This is a genomic window from Pseudomonas sp. R9.37 (assembly GCF_963878885.1).
Classification (GTDB): domain Bacteria; phylum Pseudomonadota; class Gammaproteobacteria; order Pseudomonadales; family Pseudomonadaceae; genus Aquipseudomonas.
This window is the reverse complement of the sequence record NZ_CAWNZA010000049.1, coordinates 254,264-278,084: the sequence shown is the minus strand read 5'-3', so window position 1 is coordinate 278,084 and position 23,821 is coordinate 254,264. Positions and strand designations below refer to the sequence as shown.

Annotated in this window: 18 protein-coding genes; 5 read left to right on the top strand and 13 right to left on the bottom strand. The window is 61.7% G+C overall.

What is annotated here, in order from left to right; genetic code table 11:
• Positions 1-2 precede the first annotated feature (2 nt).
• From AACU78_RS28620 to AACU78_RS28610, 3 genes are all read left to right on the top strand, one after another.
• On the top strand, positions 3-1,586 hold the full coding sequence (locus tag AACU78_RS28620; protein ID WP_106578949.1) for a flavin monoamine oxidase family protein: 1,584 nt from the start codon (positions 3-5) through the stop codon (positions 1,584-1,586).
• An 11-nt stretch (positions 1,587-1,597) separates the two neighbouring features.
• A complete protein-coding gene (locus tag AACU78_RS28615) occupies positions 1,598-2,032 on the top strand; it encodes a RidA family protein (RefSeq protein ID WP_106578948.1) in 435 nt (144 codons plus the stop codon).
• A gap of 225 nt (positions 2,033-2,257) precedes the next feature.
• The gene (locus AACU78_RS28610) at positions 2,258-3,616 is read left to right on the top strand and encodes an LLM class flavin-dependent oxidoreductase (protein ID WP_106578947.1); all 1,359 of its coding nucleotides are present in this window, start codon (positions 2,258-2,260) and stop codon (positions 3,614-3,616) included.
• A gap of 4 nt (positions 3,617-3,620) precedes the next feature.
• On the opposite strand, the gene AACU78_RS28605 is transcribed toward AACU78_RS28610, so the two are convergent.
• Both AACU78_RS28605 and AACU78_RS28600 read right to left on the bottom strand, forming a co-directional pair.
• Entirely contained in the window at positions 3,621-4,190 is a 570-nt protein-coding gene (locus AACU78_RS28605; protein ID WP_256586995.1) for a hypothetical protein, read from the bottom strand.
• Positions 4,187-5,101 (bottom strand): NAD synthetase, encoded by a 915-nt coding sequence (locus AACU78_RS28600; protein WP_106578946.1) that lies wholly within the window; start codon positions 5,099-5,101, stop codon positions 4,187-4,189. Before AACU78_RS28600 ends, AACU78_RS28605 begins: the two co-directional genes overlap by 4 nt.
• 185 nt (positions 5,102-5,286) lie before the next feature.
• On the opposite strand from AACU78_RS28600, the gene AACU78_RS28595 reads away from it, so the two are divergent.
• Positions 5,287-5,775: an Hcp family type VI secretion system effector gene (locus AACU78_RS28595; protein WP_106578945.1), complete on the top strand. Its 489-nt coding sequence runs from the start codon at positions 5,287-5,289 to the stop codon at positions 5,773-5,775.
• Positions 5,776-5,796: 21 nt separating this feature from the next.
• On the opposite strand, the gene AACU78_RS28590 is transcribed toward AACU78_RS28595, so the two are convergent.
• The 10 genes from AACU78_RS28590 to AACU78_RS28545 form a co-directional block, all read right to left on the bottom strand.
• Positions 5,797-6,627, bottom strand: a complete 831-nt coding sequence (locus tag AACU78_RS28590) for a 5'-nucleotidase, lipoprotein e(P4) family (protein WP_106578944.1) — start codon at positions 6,625-6,627, stop codon at positions 5,797-5,799.
• A gap of 210 nt (positions 6,628-6,837) precedes the next feature.
• Positions 6,838-9,348 (bottom strand): fimbria/pilus outer membrane usher protein, encoded by a 2,511-nt coding sequence (locus AACU78_RS28585; RefSeq protein WP_106578942.1) that lies wholly within the window; start codon positions 9,346-9,348, stop codon positions 6,838-6,840.
• Between the two features lie 85 nt (positions 9,349-9,433).
• Positions 9,434-10,165: a fimbrial biogenesis chaperone gene (locus tag AACU78_RS28580; RefSeq protein ID WP_106578941.1), complete on the bottom strand. Its 732-nt coding sequence runs from the start codon at positions 10,163-10,165 to the stop codon at positions 9,434-9,436.
• A 78-nt stretch (positions 10,166-10,243) separates the two neighbouring features.
• On the bottom strand, positions 10,244-10,846 hold the full coding sequence (locus AACU78_RS28575) for a fimbrial protein (protein WP_106578940.1): 603 nt from the start codon (positions 10,844-10,846) through the stop codon (positions 10,244-10,246).
• 194 nt (positions 10,847-11,040) lie between these two features.
• Positions 11,041-11,688, bottom strand: coding sequence for a response regulator (locus tag AACU78_RS28570; protein WP_053257033.1), 648 nt, complete (start codon positions 11,686-11,688; stop codon positions 11,041-11,043).
• A 23-nt stretch (positions 11,689-11,711) separates the two neighbouring features.
• Positions 11,712-14,885: a hybrid sensor histidine kinase/response regulator gene (locus AACU78_RS28565; protein WP_106578939.1), complete on the bottom strand. Its 3,174-nt coding sequence runs from the start codon at positions 14,883-14,885 to the stop codon at positions 11,712-11,714.
• Positions 14,886-14,968: 83 nt separating this feature from the next.
• Positions 14,969-16,162 (bottom strand): EAL domain-containing response regulator, encoded by a 1,194-nt coding sequence (locus AACU78_RS28560; protein WP_106578938.1) that lies wholly within the window; start codon positions 16,160-16,162, stop codon positions 14,969-14,971.
• Positions 16,149-18,947: an ATP-binding protein gene (locus AACU78_RS28555; RefSeq protein WP_106578937.1), complete on the bottom strand. Its 2,799-nt coding sequence runs from the start codon at positions 18,945-18,947 to the stop codon at positions 16,149-16,151. Before AACU78_RS28555 ends, AACU78_RS28560 begins: the two co-directional genes overlap by 14 nt.
• 59 nt (positions 18,948-19,006) lie before the next feature.
• Positions 19,007-19,963, bottom strand: coding sequence for a fimbrial protein (locus AACU78_RS28550; RefSeq protein ID WP_256586994.1), 957 nt, complete (start codon positions 19,961-19,963; stop codon positions 19,007-19,009).
• A gap of 50 nt (positions 19,964-20,013) precedes the next feature.
• Positions 20,014-20,685: a fimbrial biogenesis chaperone gene (locus tag AACU78_RS28545; protein ID WP_218876596.1), complete on the bottom strand. Its 672-nt coding sequence runs from the start codon at positions 20,683-20,685 to the stop codon at positions 20,014-20,016.
• Positions 20,686-20,906: 221 nt separating this feature from the next.
• Here AACU78_RS28545 and AACU78_RS28540 point away from each other — a divergent pair, with 221 nt between their 5' ends.
• Positions 20,907-21,428, top strand: coding sequence for a chemotaxis protein CheY (locus AACU78_RS28540; RefSeq protein WP_106578968.1), 522 nt, complete (start codon positions 20,907-20,909; stop codon positions 21,426-21,428).
• Here AACU78_RS28540 and AACU78_RS28535 read toward each other — a convergent pair.
• Positions 21,374-23,728 carry an FdhF/YdeP family oxidoreductase gene (locus AACU78_RS28535; RefSeq protein WP_106578934.1) on the bottom strand — a complete coding sequence of 785 codons (2,355 nt, stop codon included), beginning with the start codon at positions 23,726-23,728 and terminating at the stop codon, positions 21,374-21,376. The two genes, AACU78_RS28540 and AACU78_RS28535, sit on opposite strands and share 55 nt — an antisense overlap.
• Between the last annotated feature and the right edge of the window lie 93 nt (positions 23,729-23,821).

Sequence of the window (23,821 nt, the reverse complement as noted above, 5' to 3'; positions counted from 1 at the left end):
TCATGGGACTGACACGACGTGAAGCGCTGTCGAGCATCGCCGCAGTCGGCGGCGAGCCGGCCGTCAAGGATGCACTCGCGGCATTGGGCCTGGGGCCGTCGTCGCACCGGCGCCCACAGCCGCTGAAACTCAAGCCCGGCCTGGGGCAGGGCACCCGCGTGCTGGTGCTGGGCGCCGGCATTGCCGGGCTGGTCACTGCGTTGGAACTGACCCGCGCCGGGTTCAGTGTGCAAGTGCTGGAGGCGCGCGATCGCGTCGGCGGGCGCACCTGGACCCTGCGCCATGGCGACCGCGTGGACTACAAGGACGGCCGCACGCAAACCGTGGCATTCGATCAGGGCCTGTATTTCAACGCCGGCCCGGCCAGGATTCCCAGCCAGCACCGTACGATTCTCGACTATTGCAGCGAGCTGGGCGTACGGCTCGAAGTGCTGGTCAACAGCAGCCATGGCGCCCAGGTGCGCCCGGACCTGCAACAGCCGGCATTCACCGTTGGCCAGGCGATCAACGATACGCGCGGGCACTTGTCCGGCTTGCTGGCCAAGGCCGTGCAGCGCGATGCGCTCGATGATGTGTTGAGCAGCGAAGAGCGCACGCGCTTGCTGGCGTTTTTGCAGGTGTACGGCGACCTGTCGCAAGCGCTGGCCTATGAAGGCAGCCTGCGCGCCGGTCACCTGGAATCGCCTGCGCACCCCGGCGCATTGCCCGCCACGCGAAGCCCGCTGGCACTGGATCGGCTGCTGCATCCCGAGCTGTGGGGCGCGTTATTGCACACGGAATTCCCTGAGTTTTCGGCGACCATGTTCCAACCGGTGGGCGGCATGGACCGCATCACCGATGCCTTTTACCAGCGCGTCAGCGAACACGTGCAATTGGGCGCGCAGGTCAGGCAGATCCGCCAGCTGGAACACGGCGTGGCAGTGACTTATCACGACCAGCACAGTGGCCGCGAACAGGTGGTGCGCGCCGACTATCTGGTCTCGACGTTGCCGCTGCCGCTGCTGGCCAAACTCGATACTGATTTCAGCGACCCGATCAAGGCCGCGTTGCTCAGCACGCGCAGCGACCAGGCCACCAAAGTGGCGTGGCAATCGCCGCGCTTCTGGGAAACCGACTACCGCACCTACGGCGGCCTGTCCTGGATCGAACACCCGGCGCGCCTGCTCTGGTACCCGAGCAACGACCTCAACACCCGCGAAGGGTTGCTGGTGGCCGGTTACGTGACCGGGGAGGGCGCCGACGTGTTTGGCGCGCAGCCGTTCGATCAGCAGTACGCCACCTCCAGTGAGGCCGTGGAGCTGTTGCATCCGGGTTACTCAAAACACCTGCGCAACCCGCTGGCCGTGTCCTGGGAACAAATCCCCTACAGCGAAGGCCCGTGGCTGCAACGCGAACACTTCCCCGCCGACGCCAGCGCCTTGCTCGAACAGGCCCATGGCCGCGTGTATTTCGCCGGGGACGGTCTGGTGCAAAGCGGCGTGGGTATCTGGCAGGAATCGGCGGCCAACTCGGCGCGCCATGTGGTTGCGCAACTGGCGGACCGCGTGACGCAACAAACACAGCGTGCGGCATTGGCCGCGTCTTAAGGAGCCTCCTCATGAGCGACAGCATCCAACGTACCAGCGTCGGTGATTTTCCGATCTCGCAAACCGTGACTGTGCCGGCGTCTGCCGGCCTGATTTTCGTCAGCGGCACCTTGCCGGATCTTGCCGACGCCCAGGCCCCGGCGGGCACGTCAGCCGCGTACGGCAGCACCGAAGTGCAGACGGTGTCGGTGTTCAACAAACTGCGCAAGATCCTTCAACAACAAGACCTGGACCTGGGCGATATCGTGCAGTTGCGGGTTTTTCTGGTCGGTGCTGAAGAAACCGGTGGCAAGCTCGACTTTGCCGGGTTGCAGCGTGGTTATACGCAGTTCTTTGGCACGACCGAACAGCCGAACAAGCCGGCTCGCACTGCGTTGCAAGTGGTGGCGTTGCCCTTGCCGGGAGCGCTGGTGGAAGTTGAAGCCATTGCCGCCCGTACGGCCTGATTTTTGGGGTCTGCGCGGGTGTCGTGGCGAGCGCGCTGGCCACGCGTTGGGCTGCGTAGCGGCCCACTACAGGCACCGAGTTCATCCAGAAAGAACTGGGGCGTGAGGTGTTGGGGCCGCTTCGCAGCCCAACGCGGGGCAAGCCCGCTCGCCACAACAAGCCTGTTCGTCACAACAAGCGCGCTCGCCACAGTGATTCATGTTTATCCACGGAGGAGCATCAAAATGTCCACATCCCCCCGGCAACTCAAGTTCGGCGCCATTCTCACGGGCGTCGGCACGGCGCAAAACGAATGGCTGCACCCGCAAATCCCCGGCGATGCCAGTGTCGACATCGACTGGTATCGCGCCCAGGCGCAGCAGGCCGAAGCGGCGAAGTTCGACCTGGTGTTCATCGTCGACAGCCCCTACATCACCGCGGATTCGGCGCCGCACTTTCTCAACCGCCTGGAGCCGTTGACCCTGCTTTCGGCGGTGGCCGGTGCCACCTCGAAAATCGGCTTGGTCGCCACACTGACCACGTCCTACACCGAACCTTTCAACGTGGCGCGGCAGTTCGCCTCCCTGGACTTGATCAGTGGCGGCCGCGCCGGCTGGAACGTGGTGACCACCGGCCTGGAGGGCGCTGCCGGTAACTTTGGCCGTGAGCAGCATATCGACCACACCGAGCGCTATCGCCGTGCGGCTGAGCACTTGGAAGTGGTGCAAGGGCTGTGGGATTCCTACGAGGACGACGCCTTCGTGCGCGACAAAATCAGCAAGGTGTTCCTCGACCCCCAACGTCAGCATCGCCTGGACCACCACGGTGAGTTTTTCTCAGTCACCGGGCCGCTGAATATTGCCCGTTCGGCCCAAGGCCAACCGGTGATCTTCCAGGCCGGGATCTCCGAGTCCGGGCGCAGCCTGGCGGCGAACTACGCCGAAGGAGTTTTCGCCGGCGTGGGCAATTTTGAAGACGCCCAGGCCTACTACCGCGACATCAAACAACGCACTGCCGCCGCCGGGCGCAACCCCGACCACGTGACCATCCTGCCCGGCATCTCGCCGATCATTGCCGACACCGACGAACAGGCCCAGGCCATCGACCGTGAGCGCAACGGCGAGCTGGACTTGCACAAGGCGCTGGTGCAACTGGGTCGGCCGTTCAACTACCACGACTTCACCCAGTACGCACTGGATGAGCCGTTCCCTGACCTGGGTGACCTGGGCAGCAATGGCTATCGCGGGCATGCCGAGAACATCAAGCAAGTCGCCCGCGATCAAGGGCTGACCTTGCGCCAGGCGGCGCTGCGCTTCGCCAAGCCGTTCTCCAGTTTTGTCGGTTCACCCAAAACCGTGGCGGACGAGATCGAACGCTGGTTTGTCGAAGAGGCGGTGGACGGTTTTAATATCCACGTGGGCGCGCCGGAGGACTTTGCGCGCTTCACCGATCAAGTGTTGCCGTTGTTGCGTGATCGCGGGTTGTTTCGCACTGAGTACCGCCACAGCACCTTGCGCGGGCACTTGGGCTTGCCGGTGCCGGTAAATCGGCACACCGCGGCGCGCGCCAAGCCTGCGCCTGAGGTGTTGCAGGCAGTCGGATAGGGGATTACCACCATTTCCAGCGACCCTGTTTTTTCAGGGTCGCGATGATGGCTTCGCGTTTATGGCGGAGTTCTACCATCTTGTGACGGAGTTCGCGGCAGCGGTGGCTGTTGAGGATCAGTAGGCCGATCAAGGGGCAGAGGAGGGCTGTGGAGTAGAGGTAAATATTGGGGGCGTAGATGATTGAGGCCAGTGAGACCATAAAACAGATGCTGTATACGCCGACATGAATCCAGATCCAATGAATGTGACCGTACAACACTCGAGCTTTGGCGATACCAAACACTACAGTGATTGCCAGCCAGGAAAAAAACCAATTTCGCAACGTTGTATCGTCCGGTGCACCGGAAAGATAGGTGACCAATACCAGCAAACCGGTCAGTGCAATTGAGAATCCGCCGGCAAGCATCCATCCAGCAATGACGGGTGTGTAGCGTTTGCGCAGTAAACGAGGGTCTTCTAAGTAGAAAACTGAACAATAGAAGTTTTCTGCGCTCATGTTTTTCCAGTCAAGAGCGGGTTGATTGCTGTAACCCATTTTTTCCAGGGCTTTTTGAGCTCGCTGCTTTTTCACGGTCTGACTTCCTCGTAGATACCAATAGCGAGGGTCTTGACGTTCCCTGACATTGCGCTGCTGGTTATCCCCAGTATTCCCGCGCATGCATCCCTTATGTGAGTGGCTGTGGCACGTTGCATGTGTGTCGCACTGATGCGCTTGGAAGCGGTGCCAGCAGCTTGTTTCAATTTGAGTAGTTTCGTCGTCAATCGCGGGTCGTTGATTCTGAGCAATTCATCGTTGAGTTTTACCCGCTCTTGTCGCGTAAGCCCTTTGAGTATTTGTCTGAGGGGTTTACCCGTTACCCTGGTAGTCACATTAATGGCTTTGACTGTCGTCAGGGCTGATATTCCAATTCCAAGTAAAGCGACGCCATCCAGCACAGAGGTAGCGGCCTCATACCAAACCTCGTTGTCGAGACGATCAAGAATTTGCGGAGCAATCAACTCAGCGCCGGTTCTACCAACGCCGATAAAACATTGGGCAAGACTGGCTGCCAAGGCAGCCTGGCCAATAAACGTAATAGCCGTACTCGCTCCCGCTGAAAACGGTATTAACGCAATTCCACTCGAAACTACCATCCAGCTCAACAACGCACCCGTACAAGTGACTGCCGTATTCAGCGCCTCCGCCACCAACCTCGACTCCCGAGGTTCATGCTCCAACATCCGCTTGAACTCCGCAGGCCCGACATAGCGAGGCGCCTCGCGCAACACCAGCTTCTTCGGCACCACGCTGCATACCGCCTGAAACTCACGCAGTGTCACCACGTTGTACGCCTCATCGATGTACACCACGCCCGCGCCAATCAGCCCCGGGTCGGTATCAATGGCAAAAAACAGCCGACGCAAATCAATACTGCTTTCAATCCGCTGACGCGTGGTGCGGTGAGCCGAGGGGAAACCGTCTTTCAACAGGGACGCAGTCATCCTGAACGCCTGGTTTTTGTGGGAGTCGAGAGCGTAAAGACCAGCAGGCACCTATGAATGTCGGAAGGTTCGCCAATTCAAGTGGGGTGCGTCTCTATCCCGCTTTGGCGTCTTGCGTGCAGCGTGGTGGCTAAGAAAAAGTGCGCCCACGTCACTACCAACGCACACCAAGGCAGGGAGCAAACATGGCCGTCGATATGTTTTTGAAGCTGGGCGACATCAAGGGTGAGTCAAGGGATCAAGCCCATCGCGACGAGATCGATATCACCCACTGGGCGTGGGGAATGTCGCAGTCAGGTTCGATGCACAGCGGTACGGGCGGCGGTGCGGGCAAGGTCACTATTGCCAACTTGAACCTGACAAAGCCGCTGGATAAATCCAGCCCTAACCTGATGATGGCCTGCGCCAGCGGCAAGCATTATCCGGAGGCGAAACTGGTGGTGCGCAAGGCGGGAGGCGCGAGCCCGGTGGCGTATCTGGTGATCACCCTGAAGGAGGTCATGGTGGTGTCCTACAGCACGAGTGCTGAAAACGGCGCCGATGTACTGCACGACAGTTTCGCCTTGAATTTCGCCACCGTCGACGTCAGTTACCAACCGCAGAAAGCCGATGGCGGCAAGGACGGTGGGCCGGTGAAGTTTGGCTGGAACATCCGGCAGAACGTGAAGGCCTGAGGCCCAGCCAGCCCTTTATTCCTACAACTGCAACGCCTGCTGCTTAAGTTGGCGTTTACGTTCAAACGGCAACTTCTCATCATCGCCATACGGCGCGCTGTACCAGTTGCCATAGCTCGGGTTCGGCAGCAAAAACCAGCGCTGCCCCAGCCAATTCACATACGGTGCGACGGCCTTGCGCTGGTCCGCGAGGGTGTTGTGTTCGGCCTGCACGAAGTCCCCCAGCGAATCGCCCGCCATCAATAAAACGCGGGCGTGGCTGGCGACCCACTGGCGGCGGCAATTTTTGCCATAACCGGCGCTTTCGCAATGGCCGGTCGGCGTGCTGGCGGCCAGCACTTGCTCGTCGCTGTCCACCGGGAAGCCGCGCAGGCGCAGGTTGGCGACCGTGGCCGCGACCTGGCTGTGTTCGCGGTTGGTGAGGTAGTAAACCTTGATGCCTTTTTGCTCGGCCGCTTGCAGGAACGCCACTGCACCCGGCAATGCCTGGGCTTTGGCCTGGTCTACCCAGGTGTTCCAGCGGTCGTAGGAGTAGACCTGATTATTGATGATGTCGCGGGCGTTGAGTGGCACGTTGTCGAGCAGGGTTTCGTCGATATCGACGACCACGGCCGGGGGCAGACCAGTCAGGTTGCGCGGCGGGAACGGCAGGGCGTCCCAGGTAGGGTCGGCAAGGGCCACGTCGAGCTGACGGGTGGCGTTGGCGAACAGCTGGCGGTAGATCAACTCGTGCTCGATGGAGGTCTGGGTCCAGAGCACGGCGTCGAGTTGGTCGTTGGCCGGTGGGGTTTGCTGGCAGCCCGCCAGGGCGGTGGTCAGCAGGCAAACGCCGGCGAAAATCAGGTTACGCATGGGCAAGTCTCGAAGAGGAGGGCGCATCGGCAGCACCTTAGCCTAAACACTGACCTTAAGCTGTACCTCACCCAAATGTGGGAGCGCGCTTGCCCGCGAAGGCGGAGTGTCAGTTGATGTATCTGGTGACTGACGCACTGCGTTCGCGCGCAAGCCCGCTCCCACATTTGGATCTTCGTGAATCAGACAGCAAGGATGTGGATTGCCCCTTTAAGGCCCACACACCAACGCCTGGCGCTCATAGTTCAGCGCCTTGTTCTGCGGCGCCAACGCATAGCTTGCGCTGCATTGCTGATCGCCCCACTTGATGACCAGCGTGCCTTGATCCTTTTCCACCAACGCCAGCGCATTGCCATTCGGGTCCGCAATCGCCAGTTGCTTGCCGGCCGAGTCTTCCAGCGAAGCGCCGAACGACAGAGGCTTGTGCTGCGCATCAAACAACTCGAACAACACCCGGCGCCCGGTGGTGCCGCTGTAGTGCGCCACCACGATCGCGCCACGGCGCGGCACCACTTGCTGGGTGGCGTTGGTGATTTCCACATTGCCGCCCAGGTCGCGGGTGTCCAGGCTCACCCAGTTCACGCGGTAAGGCTGGGCATTCGGGATCACTGCGTAGCCGTTGTAGCCGGTCTCGACGCCGCTGTAGCTGCTGATTTTCGCCCCGGAGATGCCGGGCACTTCGGCTAAGGCGAAGGTCTCGCTGACGGTCTGGCCCAAGTTGATGCCACCGGCGTGCGCCACCACGGAGCCGGCGAGGTTGAGGTTTTGCGAGTTGTAACCCTGGCCCTGGCTGTAGCCGAGGCTGACGTCCGCCACCGACGTCCGGCTGTTGATGTTCACCGAACCGGAATCCCCGCTGGTGTCGCTGTGGCCGGCCTGCACCGAATAGAACGTGTCGCTGGTATCGGCGACGTAGCCATTGATGCCCGCCTGCGTGGTGGTGTCGCCGTGCTGCCGGCTGGTGGTGACAAACGCACGCGGCGCGCGGGCCTGGCTGCCCAGAGGGAACGAAATCGACAGGTTCAACTGCGTGTCGCTGCTCGGCTGGCCCCAGGTGACGATCTGCTTGGTGCGCGTTACGCCGAGGTTGTAGCTCAGCTCGCCCCAGTTGCTGGTGTAGCCGGCCGAAAAGCTCTGCGAGCCGCCGCGGTTCCAGTAGCGCTGGTCACTGGCATTCACGTACACGCTGCCAAATTCGTTGTTGCGCCCGATGCTCTGGTTGATGGTCAGGTCGGTGCGGGTTTTTGAGTGGCCGGTGCGCACACGCACATCCTGGCTGCTGTCTTCGACATGGTCGCTGAGGGTGCGATAGCCCTCGGTGGAGTAGCGGTAGGCGGCCAGGGTGAAGTTGGTGTCGGTGCCGGTGAAGGTTTTTGCATACAGCGCCCGCACGCTGCTGCCCTGGGTGGTTTTCCCCAGGGCCTTGCTGGAGGAGTGCGTCGTGTCCAGCGAGAAGGCGCCGAACGAGGTGTTCCTGCCGGCGCCAATGGACAGTGCGTTGTAGTCCTCGCTGGCCTGCAACCCGACAATCCCGCTGAGGTTGCTGGTCAGGCCGTACGCCAGGGTGCCGCTGAGAAAACGCGGGCTCGCCAGGCCATCGGCGTTGCTCTTGAAGGTACCCGCCGAGAGGCTGTACTTGACCTGGCCTTCCCGCACCATGATCGGCAAGCTGGAAAACGCCTGCATCGTCACGCGGCGCGTCCCGTCGGCTTCGATCACGGTGATTTGCAGGTCGCCGTTGGAGCCGCTGGGGTAGATGTCGCTGATCTCGAACGGCCCCGGCGCAACGTTGGCGGTGTAGAGGATGTAGTCGTTCTGGCGGATTTCCACCGTCGCATTGGTCTGCGCCACGCCACGGATCACCGGTGCATAACCGCGCTCGCTGTCGGCACGCATGCCGTCATCGGATGCCAGCTTGAGGCCGCGATAACGCACGCTGTCGAACAGGTCGGTGTCGGAGAAGATCTCACCGGCGCTGAACTGGCCCTTGATCGCGGTCACGTCGTGCTGCAGGTAAGTACGGTTGCTGGTGTAGGTGTTCGAGCGCCCGGTGCCGCCGCTCAGGTTCGATTCATTGCGCAGGCGCCACGCGCCCAGGTTGATGCCGTTGCGCAGGCCGAGGTTATTCGAGACGCGCGTTTTGTAGTCGCCGGCGGTGCGGCTGCTGTTGAGCTGGTAGTTGATAAACGCTGCGGGCACGCCGTCATCCCATAATTGCGGGTCGACGTAACCGCGCATGCCGCGCTGCATGGCCACCTGCGGAATGCTCGCCATCAGGCGCAGGCGGCTGCTGTCGTAACGCACGCTGGCCTCCTCGATCATCTCGGCCAGGGCGTAGCATTCCTGCGGGTGCTGCGGGTCGATTTTGCCCTCGGCCTGGAGGCGATGCATGTCGATGCCCAGCTGCTTGAGCAGATCGAGGGTCAGGCAGGCTTCGACTCGGTCGTTTTTCGGGTTGCGCTTGAAGTCGATGTCGCGCCGGCCCACCAGCACTTCGTTGCTGTACAGGTCGACGCGGTAATTGCCCGGCAGCACGCTGTTGGCCGAGAGCAATTGCTGCAGGTCGACCGTCGACTGCGAGCCTTGCAGGAACGTGGTGTTGAAGGTTTGCGCAGTGTCCTCGGCCATCGCCCAGGCCGGCAGGCTGGCGGCAATCGCGAACGACAGCGTCTTCAACTTCAGTGCGCCACGCGCGGGCCTGTTACTGGAAAGAAAAGACATGCGAAGACCTGTGACATCCCTGATTGGCGAACAGGCGGGCACGCGAACACGCACGCAACGTGAGCCTGTGGGTTAGAGAAAGTGCTTAGGGGTTGAGGCGTGATTCGGTCGCGTGTGCAGCGATGCCCGAAAGTGGCGCGGTGTAATGATTCTGTGCGCCGTAGTCATTGATGCTGGAAAACGACAGTTGCACCGGGCCGGGCGCTGGCGCCGTCTTGAGCGCGAACTGTCTTTGCTCGCCGGGCGCGATCATGGTCGAGTCGCTCGCCAGTTGTGCCTGCACTTTAACGTCGGCCATGGACACGTGGTACAGCGTCGGGTTTTTTACCTGCAACAGCGTTTGCGCGCCGTGGTTGACCAATGCCCACTCCAGCTGCGCAGGCGCCTGCAACGCACTGCCGGTCAGGCCGGCAGGGCGGAAAAAAATCTTGATGCGTTGGCGAATCGCCAACTGCAAGGTGTTCTCGGTCTCGCTGGCCTTGGGAATTTCCTGCACGTTCAACCACACCACCGACTCGCGGTCCGTGGGCATGCCCGTGCCTTCATACAGGATGCGCAGCAGTTGCTGTTCCTTGGCGAACACCCGGGCCAGTGGCGGGGTGACGGCAAACGGAGCACGGCTGCCGCTGGAATCATTCATGTCGACCCAGGACTGAATCAACACATCCTGGTTACCGTTGCGCACGGTGATATTGGCTTCTTTATGGTCGCCATCGAACACGATACGGGTGGCATTCAATGAAATGCTGGCGGCGGCCTGGGTAGCCATAAGCATGCCCAGCAGCCCCAGGCATGCGGCAATAGAACGAGGCAGCATGAGGGTTATCCGGTGTAATCAAAAAAGAGAATGGCGAGGCCGTGTGGCCTCGCGCGTTCGGTGCACGGGGCGCCGGGGTTACTCGTATTGCAGGATGAACGGCAGGGTGGCATCACCGCGACCGGCGGTGGATGCGCCAGCGGCACCGGTGGTGACGTAGGCAGCTGCAAAGCTCAGGGTGGCGTCGCCGCCGGCAGTGCCGGTGCCGTGCATGGTGCTTTCGATGCGCGCAGTGGCCTGCGAGCTGAGGTCGATCAAGCTGCCATTGCTGTCGAGCAGGGCGATACCGACGTTTTTAGCCGAAGCGGAACCGGCGTTCAGCGCCAGTACGTTCTTGCCGGTCACCAGGCCCGAACCGCCGTTGTTGGCGTCAAAGATCATCGCGACTTTGGTGCCCTGGTTGCAGTTGACGTTCAGGTTGAAGTCTTTGGCAGTCACGCGGCCGGCGGTTGGGTTTTCCGCGGTGCCCATGTCTTTGATCGAAACGTTGCCCATGTCCACCGAAATAGTGCGATCGGAGTTGGCGCCGTCTACCGAGCAGGCGTCGTTGTTGATCACGCCGGTGAAGGTAATTTTACCGCTGCCGCCCAGGGTAGGCGTCGGTGCCGGATCATCGGCAAATGCACTGCCGGAGGCGGCGATAATGGCCGAGGCGATAACAGCCAGGGAAAACTTCTTCATGATGATGTCCGTAAGTGTTAGTTGGAAAATGCGGTTGTTGAACTGCGAGGAAAGAATAAGAGGGCAGGCGCTGCGAGCGAATAAGACGATTCTTATAAGCCGCGCAATAGACGGGTTAGTTGCACCGCAAGGCAGTTGTTGAGCCCGCAAACAGGGGGCCAAGCCATCGCCTGGGAATGGCTTGCACGGTGTGCTTAGTTGAAGATATTGCGCGCCAGGCAATAGGCGAGAAGGTCCTGGTCGCTGCTCACTTCAAGTTTGCGCATGGCCGATATTTTTTGTGCACTGATGGTCTTTGAACTACGGTTCTGGCTGCGCGCAATATCACTCACGCTCATGCCGGAAATAAACAACCGCAAGATCTCGAACTCTTTGGGCGACAAGCTGGTAAAGCGCTCGTCGATGGCCGTGAGGGTCTCGATCACCGAGGTCTTGGGCGGCTCCAGGCTGCGGTAGGCGCTCTGTTGCGCAATCGCCTTGAGCGCCAGTTGAATCTCGGTGTGCAACTGGCTTTTCTGGATGATGCCGACCACGCCCAGCTCCTGCAGACGCGTGAGGATCAGGTGGTTGGAAATCATGGTCAGGATCAAAATCTGCACCTGCGGAAAATGCCGCTTCAGGTATTCCACCAACTTCAGGCCATCGCCGTAGGGCGAGTCGCCGGGCATGTTGTAATCGGTGATCACGATATCGGCGCCCTGGCGCTGCAACAGTTCGATCAGGCCCGCCGAACACACCGCTTCACCCACGACTTGAAAGCGCGTGTCGCGCTCCACCAGTTCGCGTACCCCGAGCAGCACGATCGGGTGATCGTCCGCGATAACCACGTTGAATTTTTTCATAAAGGGCCGTCCGTAGTGCCAGTTCAAGTGAGGGAAGTGTGCCCGGGCTGGAGAGTGTCCAGGACGGCCGACAGTCGTTGCATCACCGCCTTCACCTTGAGCTCAAGCGTCGTGTCGAGGCTGCCGCGGTTCAGTGCGTTTTCCAGTTCGATGCAGGCCTGGGCCAGGGGAAGCGCCTGCACGGCGCCTAGCGCGCCTGAGGCCGAATGCAGCAGTTGGGCGAGCGCGCGCGCATCACGCTGCGCCAGTGCCGCGCCGAGTCGCTGCAAATCTTGCTGCACGCTGCTGATGAACAGCGGGCGCATCTTGTCCGACAGCTGCACGTGGTCGTCGAACGGCTCGGGCGGCGGTTCGACCGGCGCCTTGACCTTGCATAGCTTGACCAACTGCGCGCGCAGGGTTTGCAGGCTCAGGGGTTTGACGATCCAGGCGTTCATGCCGACCGCCAGACAGCGCACGCCTTCCTCGCGCATGGCGTTGGCGGTCACGCCGATGATCGGCAATTGCGGGTCATGCGCCCTGAGCGTGCGGGCCAGCTCATAACCATTCATCAAGGGCATGTTCACGTCGGTCAACACCAGGTCGAAGGCTTGCGGTTGCCACAACTGCAGCGCCTGCTCGCCATTGGCAGCCAAGGTCACCGAGCAGCCGAGCGCCTCCAGTTGTTCCTTGATGATCGCCTGATTGATCGGGTTGTCCTCGGCCACCAGGATGCGCAACCCAAGCTGCCCGGCACTTTGTGGCAGGGCCGCCGGCGGTTGCTCATGCTTGCCGTGCTGGGCCAGCGACACGGTGGTGGCGATAGCCCGTACGTCGTGCATGTCCACGACCCAGCCCTGTGCCGTGTGCAGCGGCGGGCTGTGCGCGCCGGGCAGGCACAGCACGCGTTGCCCGGCCCAGTGGCGGGCCGGCTCGCTGGGCAGCAGATCGACCAGCACCGCCTGGCGGCTGTCCTGTTCCGGCGTGGGCGCCGCCAGGGCCGCGGCAATGCCCAGGCGATTGAGCCAGTCACACAGCGACTGCGCCAGCTCGCGTACCGGCGCCTGCACATACACAGGCGTCGCGCTGGGTTCGATCAGCGGCGGGTTGGTCAACGCACCGCTGCACAGCGGCAGGCGTATTTTCAGGGTGAAGCTGCTGCCCAGGCCGGGCTCGCTGACCACTTTGATCTCGCCGTCCATCATTTGCGCCAGCCAGCGGCAAATCGGCAGCCCCAGCCCGGCGCCGCCTTCGCTGGCGGTGTCGGGTGCCTGGTAAAACACATCGAACAGCTTGGCCTGCTGCGCCTCGGGGATGCCCACGCCAGAGTCGGTGACCTGCCATTCCAGGTTGACGTACTCGGCGTCGTGCGCCGTGACCCGGGCGCGGATCACCACGCGCCCGATGTCGGTGAATTTGAGCGCGTTGCTCACCAGGTTGTTGAGAATCTGGCGAATGCGCATCGGGTCGCCCAGTACGCTGTCGGGCAGCTGCGGGTCGATGCAACTGTAAAGCTGCAAGCCCTTGCGCTGGGCGAAGGCGGCGTACGTGTGCAGGGTGTCTTCGAGCATGTCCAGCGGGCAGAACTCCACGGCTTCAATTGCCATTTGCCCGGACTCGATTTTCGACACGTCGAGCACGTCGCTGATCAGCTGGAACAGCGTCGCGGATGAGCGCTGTATGGTCTGCAGGTAGGTTTTCTGGTGCGGGTCCAGGTCGGTCAGGCCGAGCAGTTCCAGAGTGCCGAGCACGCCATACAACGGCGTGCGAATTTCATGGCTCATGGTCGCCAGGAACAGCGTCTTGGCCTCGTTGGCGGCATCGGCGGCGTGACGGGCGTCCTCCAACGCCTGGGCATCTTCGATATGCCGGGTGATGTCGTTGAATGCATACAGGCGTACGTCTTCGGCCTGGTAACGGGTGGAGACGAAGCCGATCTGCAGGTGGCGGCCTTCGATCTCCAGGTGCGTCTCGCCGCTCTCGGCGCTGTCATGCACACCGGCCAGCGCGGATACCAGCCGCGCGGTGCCTGGCCATTGCTGGGCACGCTGGTTTTCGATCAACACCTTAGCGTCACTGCGCCGCACCACGCACAGGCCGGTGGGCGCGGTGTCGATGATCACGCGGCTGAACGCCACGCTTTCGGCGATGCGTTCGTGCGCCAGGCGTGCGGGGTTGATCACCTGGCGTCGGTACCAGCGGCTACCGCCCCAGCACAGCGTAATCAGGGTGCCCAGCAACAGGGCCAGGCTGCTCAGCGGCCACAAGGCCGAATGGAAAAAGTGTGAGTAGTTCAGCCCATAGATTGCGCTCCAGGGCTGGTCGCCGCGTTGGGTGATCTTGAATTCGAAGCCGTCGGCCCTGAAGTGCACGCCATCGCTGAGCGGCACACCGACGTCTGGCCCGACCAGTCGGCTGCCGTCGGGGCCAATCAGGGTGAAACGGTCAAAGGCCGAGTGGTCCAGGGCGCGCTGCACATCGTCGACCTGCGCCACGTCGAGCAAGGTACCGACCACCGCCTGGCCCTGGCCGTCGAGGGGCAGGCCGATATAAGCCAGCAGGTGCGCAGGCGCAGGACCGGCCTGCCAGTACACGCGGTTCTGTTCCAGCGGCTGCGGCGTCTGGTCGAGGGTCTGTTGCACCGCGTTGACCAGCGCCACCAGGTTGCCAGTTTCCTCGGTACTTTCTCGACGCTGGTAGCCCACCGACGGAACGGTGATGGTGTAAGGCGTCTGGCGATTGAGCAGAAAGGTTTGTGGCGCTTCATAGGGCGAGGACGACCAGAAGGCGCTGTAATAGCTGGTGAGATGCGCGCCCAGGGCAAAAATCTGCGGGCGCGCGGCAGCGCTGATCTGCTGCTCGTCAAACTTGACGCTGAACGGCACCGAAAACGAATATTTCTGGCCTTCGTACAGCGTGCGGTGGTTGTCGACCATGCGGCTTTTGAGGCTGACCTGAACGTTGGTGGCACGCAACAGTTCGGCCTGGATGCCAGGGTGCGTCAGACTCTTGAGGTACGACTCCTGCTCCGCCAGGTTCTCCATCAGGCGCGCAAAATGAAAGCGCGTGGCGCCGTAACGGGTTTCGACCCCGCGCTGCAGTGACCAGTAATTGGTCAGCACCAACAGCAACGCGATCCCGAGCAGCACCATCAGGCCTTTGTTCAGGCGCGACGAGCTGCGGGTGAAGGCTTCGAGGACCGCGTTGTTGTGCTTCATCAGAGGTTTCCGCAGACGCAGGATAAATCGGCACAGGATGGAGCTTACTCCTTACTATCGAACAGATAATCCGCGGCCGCCAGCTAGTGAGATGTCGCGGGGCCATCATTGTTCAGAAGTTGTTGAAATTGTTCGGAAGAGACCGCGTGAGAAATCAGGAAACCCTGCACCTGATTGCAGTCGACCTTGCGCAGCAGCGCCAGTTGCTGCGGGGTTTCCACCCCTTCGGCCACCACGGTGAGACCCAGTTTGCGGCCCAGCGCGATGATGCTTGCCAGGGCCTGGGCCATGCCTTCGTTGTCGTGGCAGCCCTGCACCAGTGCCTGATCGATCTTCAATTCGGTAAACGGTGTGGAGACCAGGTTCAGGTACGAGCTGTAGCCCTTGCCGAAATCGTCCTGGGACAGGCCGAAGCCCTTGATGCGCAGGCGGCAGGCGCCGGCGTAGAAGTTGCTGATGTCCTGGGGCACCGAGCATTCCATCAGCTCGAAGCAGATCATTCCGGGAATGCCGTCGTGGTGCAGCACGAATTCCAGCAAGCGGTCGGCCAGGTCATGGCTATTGAGCAGGTGCGTGGGCAAGTTGATCGACACCGGTATTTCGTAGCCACGCTGGCGCCAGCGTTCCTGGGCGTGGATCGCCTGTTTGAGCACCACCCACAACAATCGCTCCTCCAGCTCGAATGCCTTGATCGCCGGCAGGAACGCGGCGGGCAGCATCACGCCTTGCTCGGGATGCATCCAGCGCACCAGGGCTTCGGCGGCGACGATGCGGCCGTTGGCGAGGGATTTTTTCGGTTGGAACCAGGCCTGCAGTTGGCCGCTGCTCATGGCGTGCACCAGGGTGTGGCGGTCGATGTCCAGGTGTTCGGGCAATTCGGGGGAGGGCTTGCGCACGGTGTTCCTGAGTTGGTCGACGAGGCTGCGCAGGGCGTCGGCGGCGACCGGTTTGGAGATCAGCCCGATCACTTCCACATCGAGGTTTTTCGCCACCAGGCTGGCCGCCATCAGCATGCGCCGCGACGCCGCGCTCATGATCGCCAGCGCCGGCTTGCAGCGCAGGCTGGCCAGGCACTGGATAAACTGCACGCCGTCCATGCCGGGCATCAGCAGGTCGGTCAGTACCAGGTCGAAATCGCGCTGGCGCAGACGCTCCAGCGCTTCTTTACCGTCCTCGGCGGTTTCGAGCATGAAATCCCCCAACTCACTGAGCAGGTGCTGCAGGTAGATGTGCTGCAGGGGATGGTCCTCAACAATCAAAATACTAAGGGGCTTCATGGGTGATCCGTGCATAAGGCGCCAGGGAGTTGAATAGAGCCCGCAACGCAAAGGGTTTGACCAGGCAATGGTTCATGCCGGCGGCCAGGCACAGGTCGGCCTCGCCGCGCATGGCGTTGGCGGTGGCCCCGATAATCGGCAACGGGCAGCCCTGACGACGCAGTTCGCGCGCCAGTTCGTAGCCGTTGATGTGGGGCATGTTCACATCCGTCAGCACCACGTCGAAGTTGCCGGCGGTGTACAGCTGCAACGCTTCCTGACCATCGGCCGCCAGCTCCACGGTGCAGCCGAGCTCTTCGAGTTGGTCACGCAAAATCAGCTGGTTGATGATGTTGTCCTCGGCCACCAGCAGGTGCAGGTTGAGTTTGTTCAAGTCACGCTGACGCGTCTGCTCACCGGCGCGGGCCACCCACAGCCCCTGGGCCTGGCTCACGGCCTGATGAACAGCGCCCAAGTGGTTGAGGTTGACGTGCCAGGCGCCGGCCTCGGCCTCCAGCGCGGTGCAGGCATGGCTGCTGACGTGAATCACCGGGCCCGGCCACTCGGGCGCCAGCAATGGATCGACGCTGCCGGGATGCACTTGCAGCAGCAGATGGCTTTCCGGCAGCGTCGGCAGCCCGGTCTGAGCGCGTGCACCCCAGCGGCGCAGCCAGCCGCTGATCGAGTGCGCCAGTTCCGGGATGGGCGACACCACGTAGATCGTCTCGGCCAGCAACGGTGTCATCGGTGGCGTCGGCGCTTCTTCCAGCGGCAGGATCAGGCTGAAGCTGCTGCCCAGGCCCAGTTCGCTGACCATGCGGATATTGCCGTTCATCAATTCGGTGAGGCGCTGGCAGATCGGCAGGCCCAGGCCGGTGCCGGCAACCACGTTAGTGTTGCCTTCGCTCTGGTAGAAGGGCTCGAAAATCAACGCCTGGTCTTCCTGGGCGATGCCTTTGCCGGTGTCCGAGACTTGCCACAACACACTGGAGCGCTCGCCATCACGGCCAAGCACTTTGACGCGCAGCACCACGCGCCCGTAGTCGGTGAACTTCACGGCGTTGTTGAGCAGGTTGTTGAGGATCTGGCGGATGCGTGTCACGTCGCCGATCAGCCGTTCCGGCAACTTCGGGTCGAAGCAGGCATACAGCTGCAAACCTTTGCCCTGGGCGGCCGCGGCGTAGCCCTGGATGATTTCGTGGACCAGGTCCAGCGGCGAAAACTCGCTCATTTCCAAAGCCAGCTGCCCGGCCTCGATCTTCGACACGTCGAGCACGTCGCAGATCAGTTGCAGCAAGGTCGAAGACGAACCTTCGATGGCGTGCAGATAGTCTTTCTGCTGGGCGTCCAGTTGTGTGCGCGCCAGCAATTCCAGGGTGCCGAGCACGCCGTACAGCGGCGTGCGGATTTCATGGCTCATGGTCGCCAGGAACAAGGTCTTGGCGGCGTTGGCGGCGTCCGCCGACTGCCGCGCTTCTTCCAGCGCCGCTTCCACTTGTTTGCGTGCGCTGATATCGCTGAAGGCGCAAAACAACACGTCCTCGCCCCTGTAACGGGTCGGCGCGCTGCTCAGGTACAGGTGACGGCCGTCGATGGTTTCAAAGTAATCGCTGCGTTCGGACGGTTCACCGGCGTAGGCCTGCGCGATCCAACCGGCGCGCAACGCCTCGCGCTCCGGGCCGTGGCCCAGCCATTGCTGGGCGAGGGTGTTTTCCAGCACCACCTGGCCGTCGGTGCGGCGCAGTACGCACAGGGCGACAGGCGCGGTCTGGATTACGTCGCGGCCAAACGCCTCGCTTTCGATCAGTGCCTGGATGCGGTGAATCGAGGGAATGATGAAGCGCTGGTCGACGCGGCGCATCACCAGCCAGATCAGCGTCAGACTGAACAGGCAGAACAGCAGCGAACCCAGTAGCTGTTTCCACAAGCCGGTGACCACGGCGCGCAAGTCGATGGAATACATCAACTGCCAGTCCGAGGATTTCAGGTGCTTGCGAATCACCAGGTGATCGGGCAGCAAGCCGTTGCCGACAAAGCCGAAGAAGCTGTCTTCCTTGGGCTTGAGGTGTTGCTGGCGCATCTGCGTGTCGTCGCTGTTGGTAAATACCAGCATGCCCTGGGAGTTGAGCATCATGAACTCGCCGGCGCTCTGGTCGCTGAGAGCCTGGGACACTTCTCGGCTTTCCATTTCCAGTCCCAGCCAGCCGGAAGTGGGGTCTTGGCGATCCAGACGGATGAATATGTAAAGGTGCGAATGGTGTTCGGTGCGGTCGCTCAGCCACAACTCGTTGAGGGTGGACGGGTCGCTGTGCTGCAAGGCCTTGAGGCGGGTGAGCATGCACTTGGAAATCGGCAGGACTTGCGCGGTCGCGTCATATACCCGTGTCACCTGCGGGGTAGGGCCGGCGTTTACATACAGCAGGTTGAGTTGCTTGGCCTTGAGGTAGTCGCGCAGGCGTGCCGTCAGCCAGATGCTCCACTGGTTGCCCGGCGTGTCGCCCAGCTGCACATGCTCTTCTTCGGGAGAGGAGGGGTAAATCCTTGACTGCTTGCGCACCGCCGAGAGGCTGAGACTTTCAAGCAGCGCCTCGCGGTTGGTGAAAAACGTATGGGCTTCGGCGATGGCGCTGCTCATGTATCCACGGCGCTGGGAAATATCGTTATTGAAGGTGGACAGCAGAAAGGTGTACACGCCGCTGAGGATGCCGATGAGCAGCACGGTCGCGAAAATACGAAGCAGCCTTCTGGCTGCTTCGGGTCGGGAGAGGACGGGGTTGATCTGGAGCAGATAACTTTTCAATCGCATCGGCGGACTTTAAGCGTCGGCCGTGCCGCGTGGCATAAGACGATCCTTAAAAAAATCAGCTATTTGTAATACATATCCACCACCACTGCGGCGTCGAATGCGCCGGGAATCGGCAGGGTGCGCCATTTCAAATCGGCGCGGAATTCGTCGTGGCTCTGGCCCAGGCCCATCAGTTCCTGCAGCGTGAACCAATTGTCGAACGGCAATTGCTGTTGGCTTTCGGCGCGGGACAGGGCGATGCCCACCGATTTATTGTTGTCCGGTACCAGTAACCCGTTAATCACACTGCCGCCACCCGGCGTGGTGGCGAAGCGAGCGCTGACGGTATAAGGCGTGTCGCAACCTTTGCGCAGGTTCAAGCTGAAGTTTGCGGTGCTGGCGACTTCGCCGATGGCAAATTTGCGCGAGGGCATCGGGAAGCTGACCACGCTGGGGCTGATGGTCAGCTCGGGGGTACAGGGCACAAAGCGGATGCCGTTCATGCCGGTGACCACGTAGTTGAAGTTGCTGTTGGGCCTTGAGTTCAGCCCGCGTACGCCGTCCAGCTGGAACACCCGATACTCGGTCAGGGTACTGGCCTGGCCACTGGGAGGCGTAGGGTCGTATTTCTCGATGAACACGCTGAAGTTGAGGGTGAAGCGCGCCTTGTCCCAGCCCTTGCAGTTGGCCAGGTTGCAGCCGCGGTCGGAAAAGAACCCGGTGCCGACCTTGCCGGTACTTTGGGTGATCGGCTGGTTGTTATAGCGAATACCCACGCGGATGCCCGTGCCAATGCTGACGTTGGCCGGGTTGACGTAGAAGTAGATTTCCTCGCGGCCGTAGTAGTAGTCATCTTTGCAAATCACATCGGTGGAGCGTGGGCCGGACTCCCAGATAATGCTGCCGTTTGGCGCGTCGGCCGCCACCGCCAGGGCGGTGCCCAAGGCTTCCTTGGTAATGATCGAGTCGCTGCCATCCTCACGGCAGGCCAGCGCATGGCCGGTGGCGGGCAGGACTGCGCAAGCCCACAGCAGCATGGGTAGAAATCGTTTGGTGAGTGACATTGGTGCAAATACCCCGCGAACCATCAGTTGAGCGCCGCGCTGTGGCGGGCCTGCAAACCGATATCGGTGATTTCGGTGAAGTGGAGGGTGGTGCCTTTGGGCAACGGGCCGGGCGCGGTCAGGGTTTTGTGCTCAAAAGGCTTGAGCAGCAGGTAATCACTGAGCACCTGGCCGTCGGTTTGCAGGTTCACCAGCGACAGGTGAAAGGCGCTGGGGTTGCTGACCGTGACGGTGCGCCCATCGTTGCTGCGCCATTGCAGTTGCTGCACCGCGTCGGCCGAGCCGCCTTTGAGCGCGGGTGGCCGATAGAACAGCTTGAGCCGCTGGCGTATCGCAAATTGCACGCTGTTGGGGTCTTCCGGCTTGAGCGGGATCTCCATGATATTCAGCCAGAACAGCGATTCACGGTCGCTGGGCAACCCTTCACCGGCATACAGGATGCGCAACTGATGATGCTCGCCGGCGCCCAGCTGCACCAACGGCTCGGTGGCGGCAAACGGCACGCTGTGGCTGCTGGCTTCGTCCTGGCCGCTGATCCAGGTTTGCACCACCACTTCCCGTGCAGCCTGGTTGACCACACTGATGTTGGCTTCGCGGTCATGGCCGAAATAGATCAGGCGCGTGCCTTCGACCTTCAGCGCGGCGCTGGCGGGCGGCGGTGCAAGGGCCAGCAATCCGCAGGCTAAAATCATCATTCTGAGTAAAAACATGAGCACAGACGAATCCATGGGAGCGTGTGGGAACGCGGCCCATGGTAGGGGCAGGGCACAGTGGGGGCTTTCAGGCGATTCTTAAAAGTGCGGGGCTGTACCCGGTTACCGTTTCAGAATCGCCTTAAAGTCAGGTTTCACCCCCGACGGGTAACGTGGTCAGCGTTGAATGATCGACGCGGATGCCCACCTGCCAGGTTTACCCTATGTCCAATAAAGCGTTACGCCTTCTGATTGCCGATGCAGACCTTCTGCAACGGATCAAGATCGAGAAAATGCTCAACCAGCTGGGCTATCACCGTATCGTCCCCTTGAGCTCGTTCGACGAGCTGCAGGCACTGACACGTTCAGGCGTTGTGGCGTTCGACCTGTTGATCATCAACACGGCGCTGGTGCACTCGCGGCAGGTCAACCTGTTGAAGTATTGCCATGACAACCCGCTGATTCGCCACACGCTGATCTATGACGGGCAATGTGCGCAGAGCTCGGTGGTGTCGGTGTCGGTCAGCCAGACCCTGCATTTGTCGCTGTCGCAATCGCCGGATTTCAACTCGCTGCGTCGCTGCATGGAAGTGGTCGATCCCGACCATAGCCTGCCCACGGTCGAACGCCCGGTGCTGCGCGCCGTTGACAGCCGGACCAGCGTGCCGTCAGCGGCGCCACGCGCGATCTATCAGGGCGATCCGGCGGTGGTGGCCTGCGCGGTCGGGCTCTCGCCCAAGCGTTGATCAACCGGCACGCTCAAGCGTATCGGCACCGATTTGGCCGCCGGCACCTTGCTGCGTTCGGCGTGGTGCCAGAGCGGCACCAGTGGGTTGCATTCAGGGTAATACGCCGCGGCGCAGCCTTCGGGGATGTCATACGCAACGATTTCCAGCGGACCGACCTGGCGCTTGACCTCAGGCTCTATGGCGGTGGTCAACATCACCCCCTGACCGTTCTCGAAACCCAGCCGCGCGATATCGTTGCGGTGCATGAAGATCACCTCGCGCGTGCCACTGATGCCGCGAAAGCGATCCTCGTAGCCGTAGATCGTGGTATTGAACTGGTCGTTGCTGCGCAGCGTCATCAGTTGCAGCACATCACGCGCCAGCACCTGGGTGTTGACGTCATCGTCTTCATTGAGCGTGGCGGGCAGCACGAACTGTGCCTTGCCGCTGTCGGTCAGCCATTCGCGGTGCGCAACGGCGATGGGGCGGTGAAATCCTCCCGGTTCGGCCATGCGGGTTTCCATGTCGTGGAAGATCTGCGGGTAGATGCGGCTGATGGCGCTGCGCACTTTTGAGTAGTCCGCGCTCCAGCCCTGCCAATCAATCGAGCCGCCCGCTGGCAACGTGGCCTGGGCCAGGCCGGCGACGATGCTGGCCTCGGCGCGCACGTGGGCGCTGACCGGTTCGGCGCTGCCATGCCAGCCGTGGATGCAGCCGGTGCTGTCCTCGGTGGCCCAGGTTTGCTCGACCCCCTGCTGCCGGTCGATTTCGATACGCCCCAGGCACGGCAGCAGCCATTGGTGTTGCGCGGGCAACAAGTGCGTGCGATTGAGTTTGGTCGCGATCTGCACGTTGAGTTGCAAGGTTTGCCAGGCCGGCTCCATGCGCGACGTGTCGGGAATCGCACGCAGGAAGTTGCCGCCCAAGCCGATAAAGCCGCGCACGCGCCCGGCCAGAATGCCTTCGCAGGCGTCCACCGTGCACAGGCCCATTTGCTCCGGCACCTTGAAGCCGAACTGCTGCTCGATCAGTTCGACCGGGACTTTTTTCGGGTCTTCGGTAATGCCCACCGTGCGCTGGCCCTGCACATTGGAGTGGCCGCGCACCGGGCAGATACCTGCACCCGGCTTGCCGAAATTGCCGCGCATCAACAACAGGTTCACCAGCATTTGCACGTTTTGCACCCCGTGCCGATGCTGAGTCAGGCCCATGCCGTAGATCATCATGACCCGGTTACTGCGCGCGTACACCTGCGCGGCCGCCTCCAGGGCGCTGCGGCTCAGGCCGGAGCGGCGCTCGATGGTCGGCCACTGCGCGGCGCGAACCATCGCCGCAAACGCGTCGAAGCCTTCGGTGTGTTCGGCGATAAAGGCGTAGTCGAGTACCGGCGCACGCCCGTCGCGCTGTGCCTGGTCGTCCAGCTCCAGCAGCACTTTAGCCAGGCCGAGCACGGCGGCCGTGTCGCCACCGATCGCCACCTGGTGATACTGGGTACTGATCACGGTGGATTCGGGGGTGAGCATTTCCACCGGTGATTGCGGATTGACGAAGCGTTCCAACCCACGTTCGCGCAAGGGGTTGAAGGTGATGATCGGCACGTCGCGTTTGCGCGCATCCTGCAACTGGTGAAGCATGCGCGGGGCATTACTGCCGACATTCTGGCCGAAGAAAAACAGGCAGTCGGTGTGCTCGAAATCTTCCAGCGTCACGCTCCCGACGGGGATGCCGATACTCTCCTGCAAGCCGACCGAGGTGCTTTCGTGGCACATGTTCGAACTGTCGGGCAGGTTGTTGGTGCCATAGGCCCGGGCGAACAGCTGGTACATGAACGAAGTTTCCAGCGAGGCGCGGCCCGAGGCGTAAAACACCACGCTGTCGGGTTGCAGCGTTTGCAATTGCGCGCCGATCTCGCGGTAAGCCTCCTCCCATGACGTTTCGCGGTAGCGGTCGGTGGCCGCGTCGTAGCGCATCGGATGGGTCAGTCGCCCGTGTTGCTCCAGTGCGTAGTCCGACCATTGGCGCAGTTCACTGAGCGAGTGTTCGGCGAAGAACGCAGGTGAGGTCTTGAGCGAGGTCAGTTCCCAGGCCGTGGCCTTGGCGCCGTTTTCACAGAATTCCAGAGCATGCGGCTTGCCGGGTTTGGCCCAGGCGCAACTGACGCAGGCGAAGCCATCGGGCTTGTTCTGTTTGAGCAGCGCTTTGGTGGCCTTGGCAAAGGCCTGTTCGCGCCAGAGAATTTTCATCACCGACTGCGCCGAGCCCCAGCCGCCGCTCGCGTGGGTGTAGGGGTGAAAGTGGGCTTTTGGATAGATGAGCATGGGCTGCACCTGAGGGCTTTATCGGTGAGGGATAACGTTACGACGAGTACGCTTGGCAAAAGGTTCGAGCGGGCTTCCGGGCGGCAGGCTAAC

What these genes read in the sequence shown, in the direction of transcription:
- AACU78_RS28555 (WP_106578937.1), bottom strand. Translation starts at nt 18,947, where the DNA reads ATGCGATTGAAAAGTTATCTGCTCCAGATCAACCCCGTCCTCTCCCGA.
- AACU78_RS28610 (WP_106578947.1), top strand. Translation starts at nt 2,258, where the DNA reads ATGTCCACATCCCCCCGGCAACTCAAGTTCGGCGCCATTCTCACGGGC.
- AACU78_RS28570 (WP_053257033.1), bottom strand. Translation starts at nt 11,688, where the DNA reads ATGAAAAAATTCAACGTGGTTATCGCGGACGATCACCCGATCGTGCTG.
- AACU78_RS28550 (WP_256586994.1), bottom strand. Translation starts at nt 19,963, where the DNA reads ATGCTGCTGTGGGCTTGCGCAGTCCTGCCCGCCACCGGCCATGCGCTG.
- AACU78_RS28590 (WP_106578944.1), bottom strand. Translation starts at nt 6,627, where the DNA reads ATGCGTAACCTGATTTTCGCCGGCGTTTGCCTGCTGACCACCGCCCTG.
- AACU78_RS28535 (WP_106578934.1), bottom strand. Translation starts at nt 23,728, where the DNA reads ATGCTCATCTATCCAAAAGCCCACTTTCACCCCTACACCCACGCGAGC.
- AACU78_RS28595 (WP_106578945.1), top strand. Translation starts at nt 5,287, where the DNA reads ATGGCCGTCGATATGTTTTTGAAGCTGGGCGACATCAAGGGTGAGTCA.
- AACU78_RS28620 (WP_106578949.1), top strand. Translation starts at nt 3, where the DNA reads ATGGGACTGACACGACGTGAAGCGCTGTCGAGCATCGCCGCAGTCGGC.
- AACU78_RS28560 (WP_106578938.1), bottom strand. Translation starts at nt 16,162, where the DNA reads ATGAAGCCCCTTAGTATTTTGATTGTTGAGGACCATCCCCTGCAGCAC.
- AACU78_RS28565 (WP_106578939.1), bottom strand. Translation starts at nt 14,885, where the DNA reads ATGAAGCACAACAACGCGGTCCTCGAAGCCTTCACCCGCAGCTCGTCG.
- AACU78_RS28575 (WP_106578940.1), bottom strand. Translation starts at nt 10,846, where the DNA reads ATGAAGAAGTTTTCCCTGGCTGTTATCGCCTCGGCCATTATCGCCGCC.
- AACU78_RS28540 (WP_106578968.1), top strand. Translation starts at nt 20,907, where the DNA reads ATGTCCAATAAAGCGTTACGCCTTCTGATTGCCGATGCAGACCTTCTG.
- AACU78_RS28580 (WP_106578941.1), bottom strand. Translation starts at nt 10,165, where the DNA reads ATGCTGCCTCGTTCTATTGCCGCATGCCTGGGGCTGCTGGGCATGCTT.
- AACU78_RS28615 (WP_106578948.1), top strand. Translation starts at nt 1,598, where the DNA reads ATGAGCGACAGCATCCAACGTACCAGCGTCGGTGATTTTCCGATCTCG.
- AACU78_RS28585 (WP_106578942.1), bottom strand. Translation starts at nt 9,348, where the DNA reads ATGTCTTTTCTTTCCAGTAACAGGCCCGCGCGTGGCGCACTGAAGTTG.
- AACU78_RS28545 (WP_218876596.1), bottom strand. Translation starts at nt 20,685, where the DNA reads ATGATGATTTTAGCCTGCGGATTGCTGGCCCTTGCACCGCCGCCCGCC.
- AACU78_RS28600 (WP_106578946.1), bottom strand. Translation starts at nt 5,101, where the DNA reads ATGACTGCGTCCCTGTTGAAAGACGGTTTCCCCTCGGCTCACCGCACC.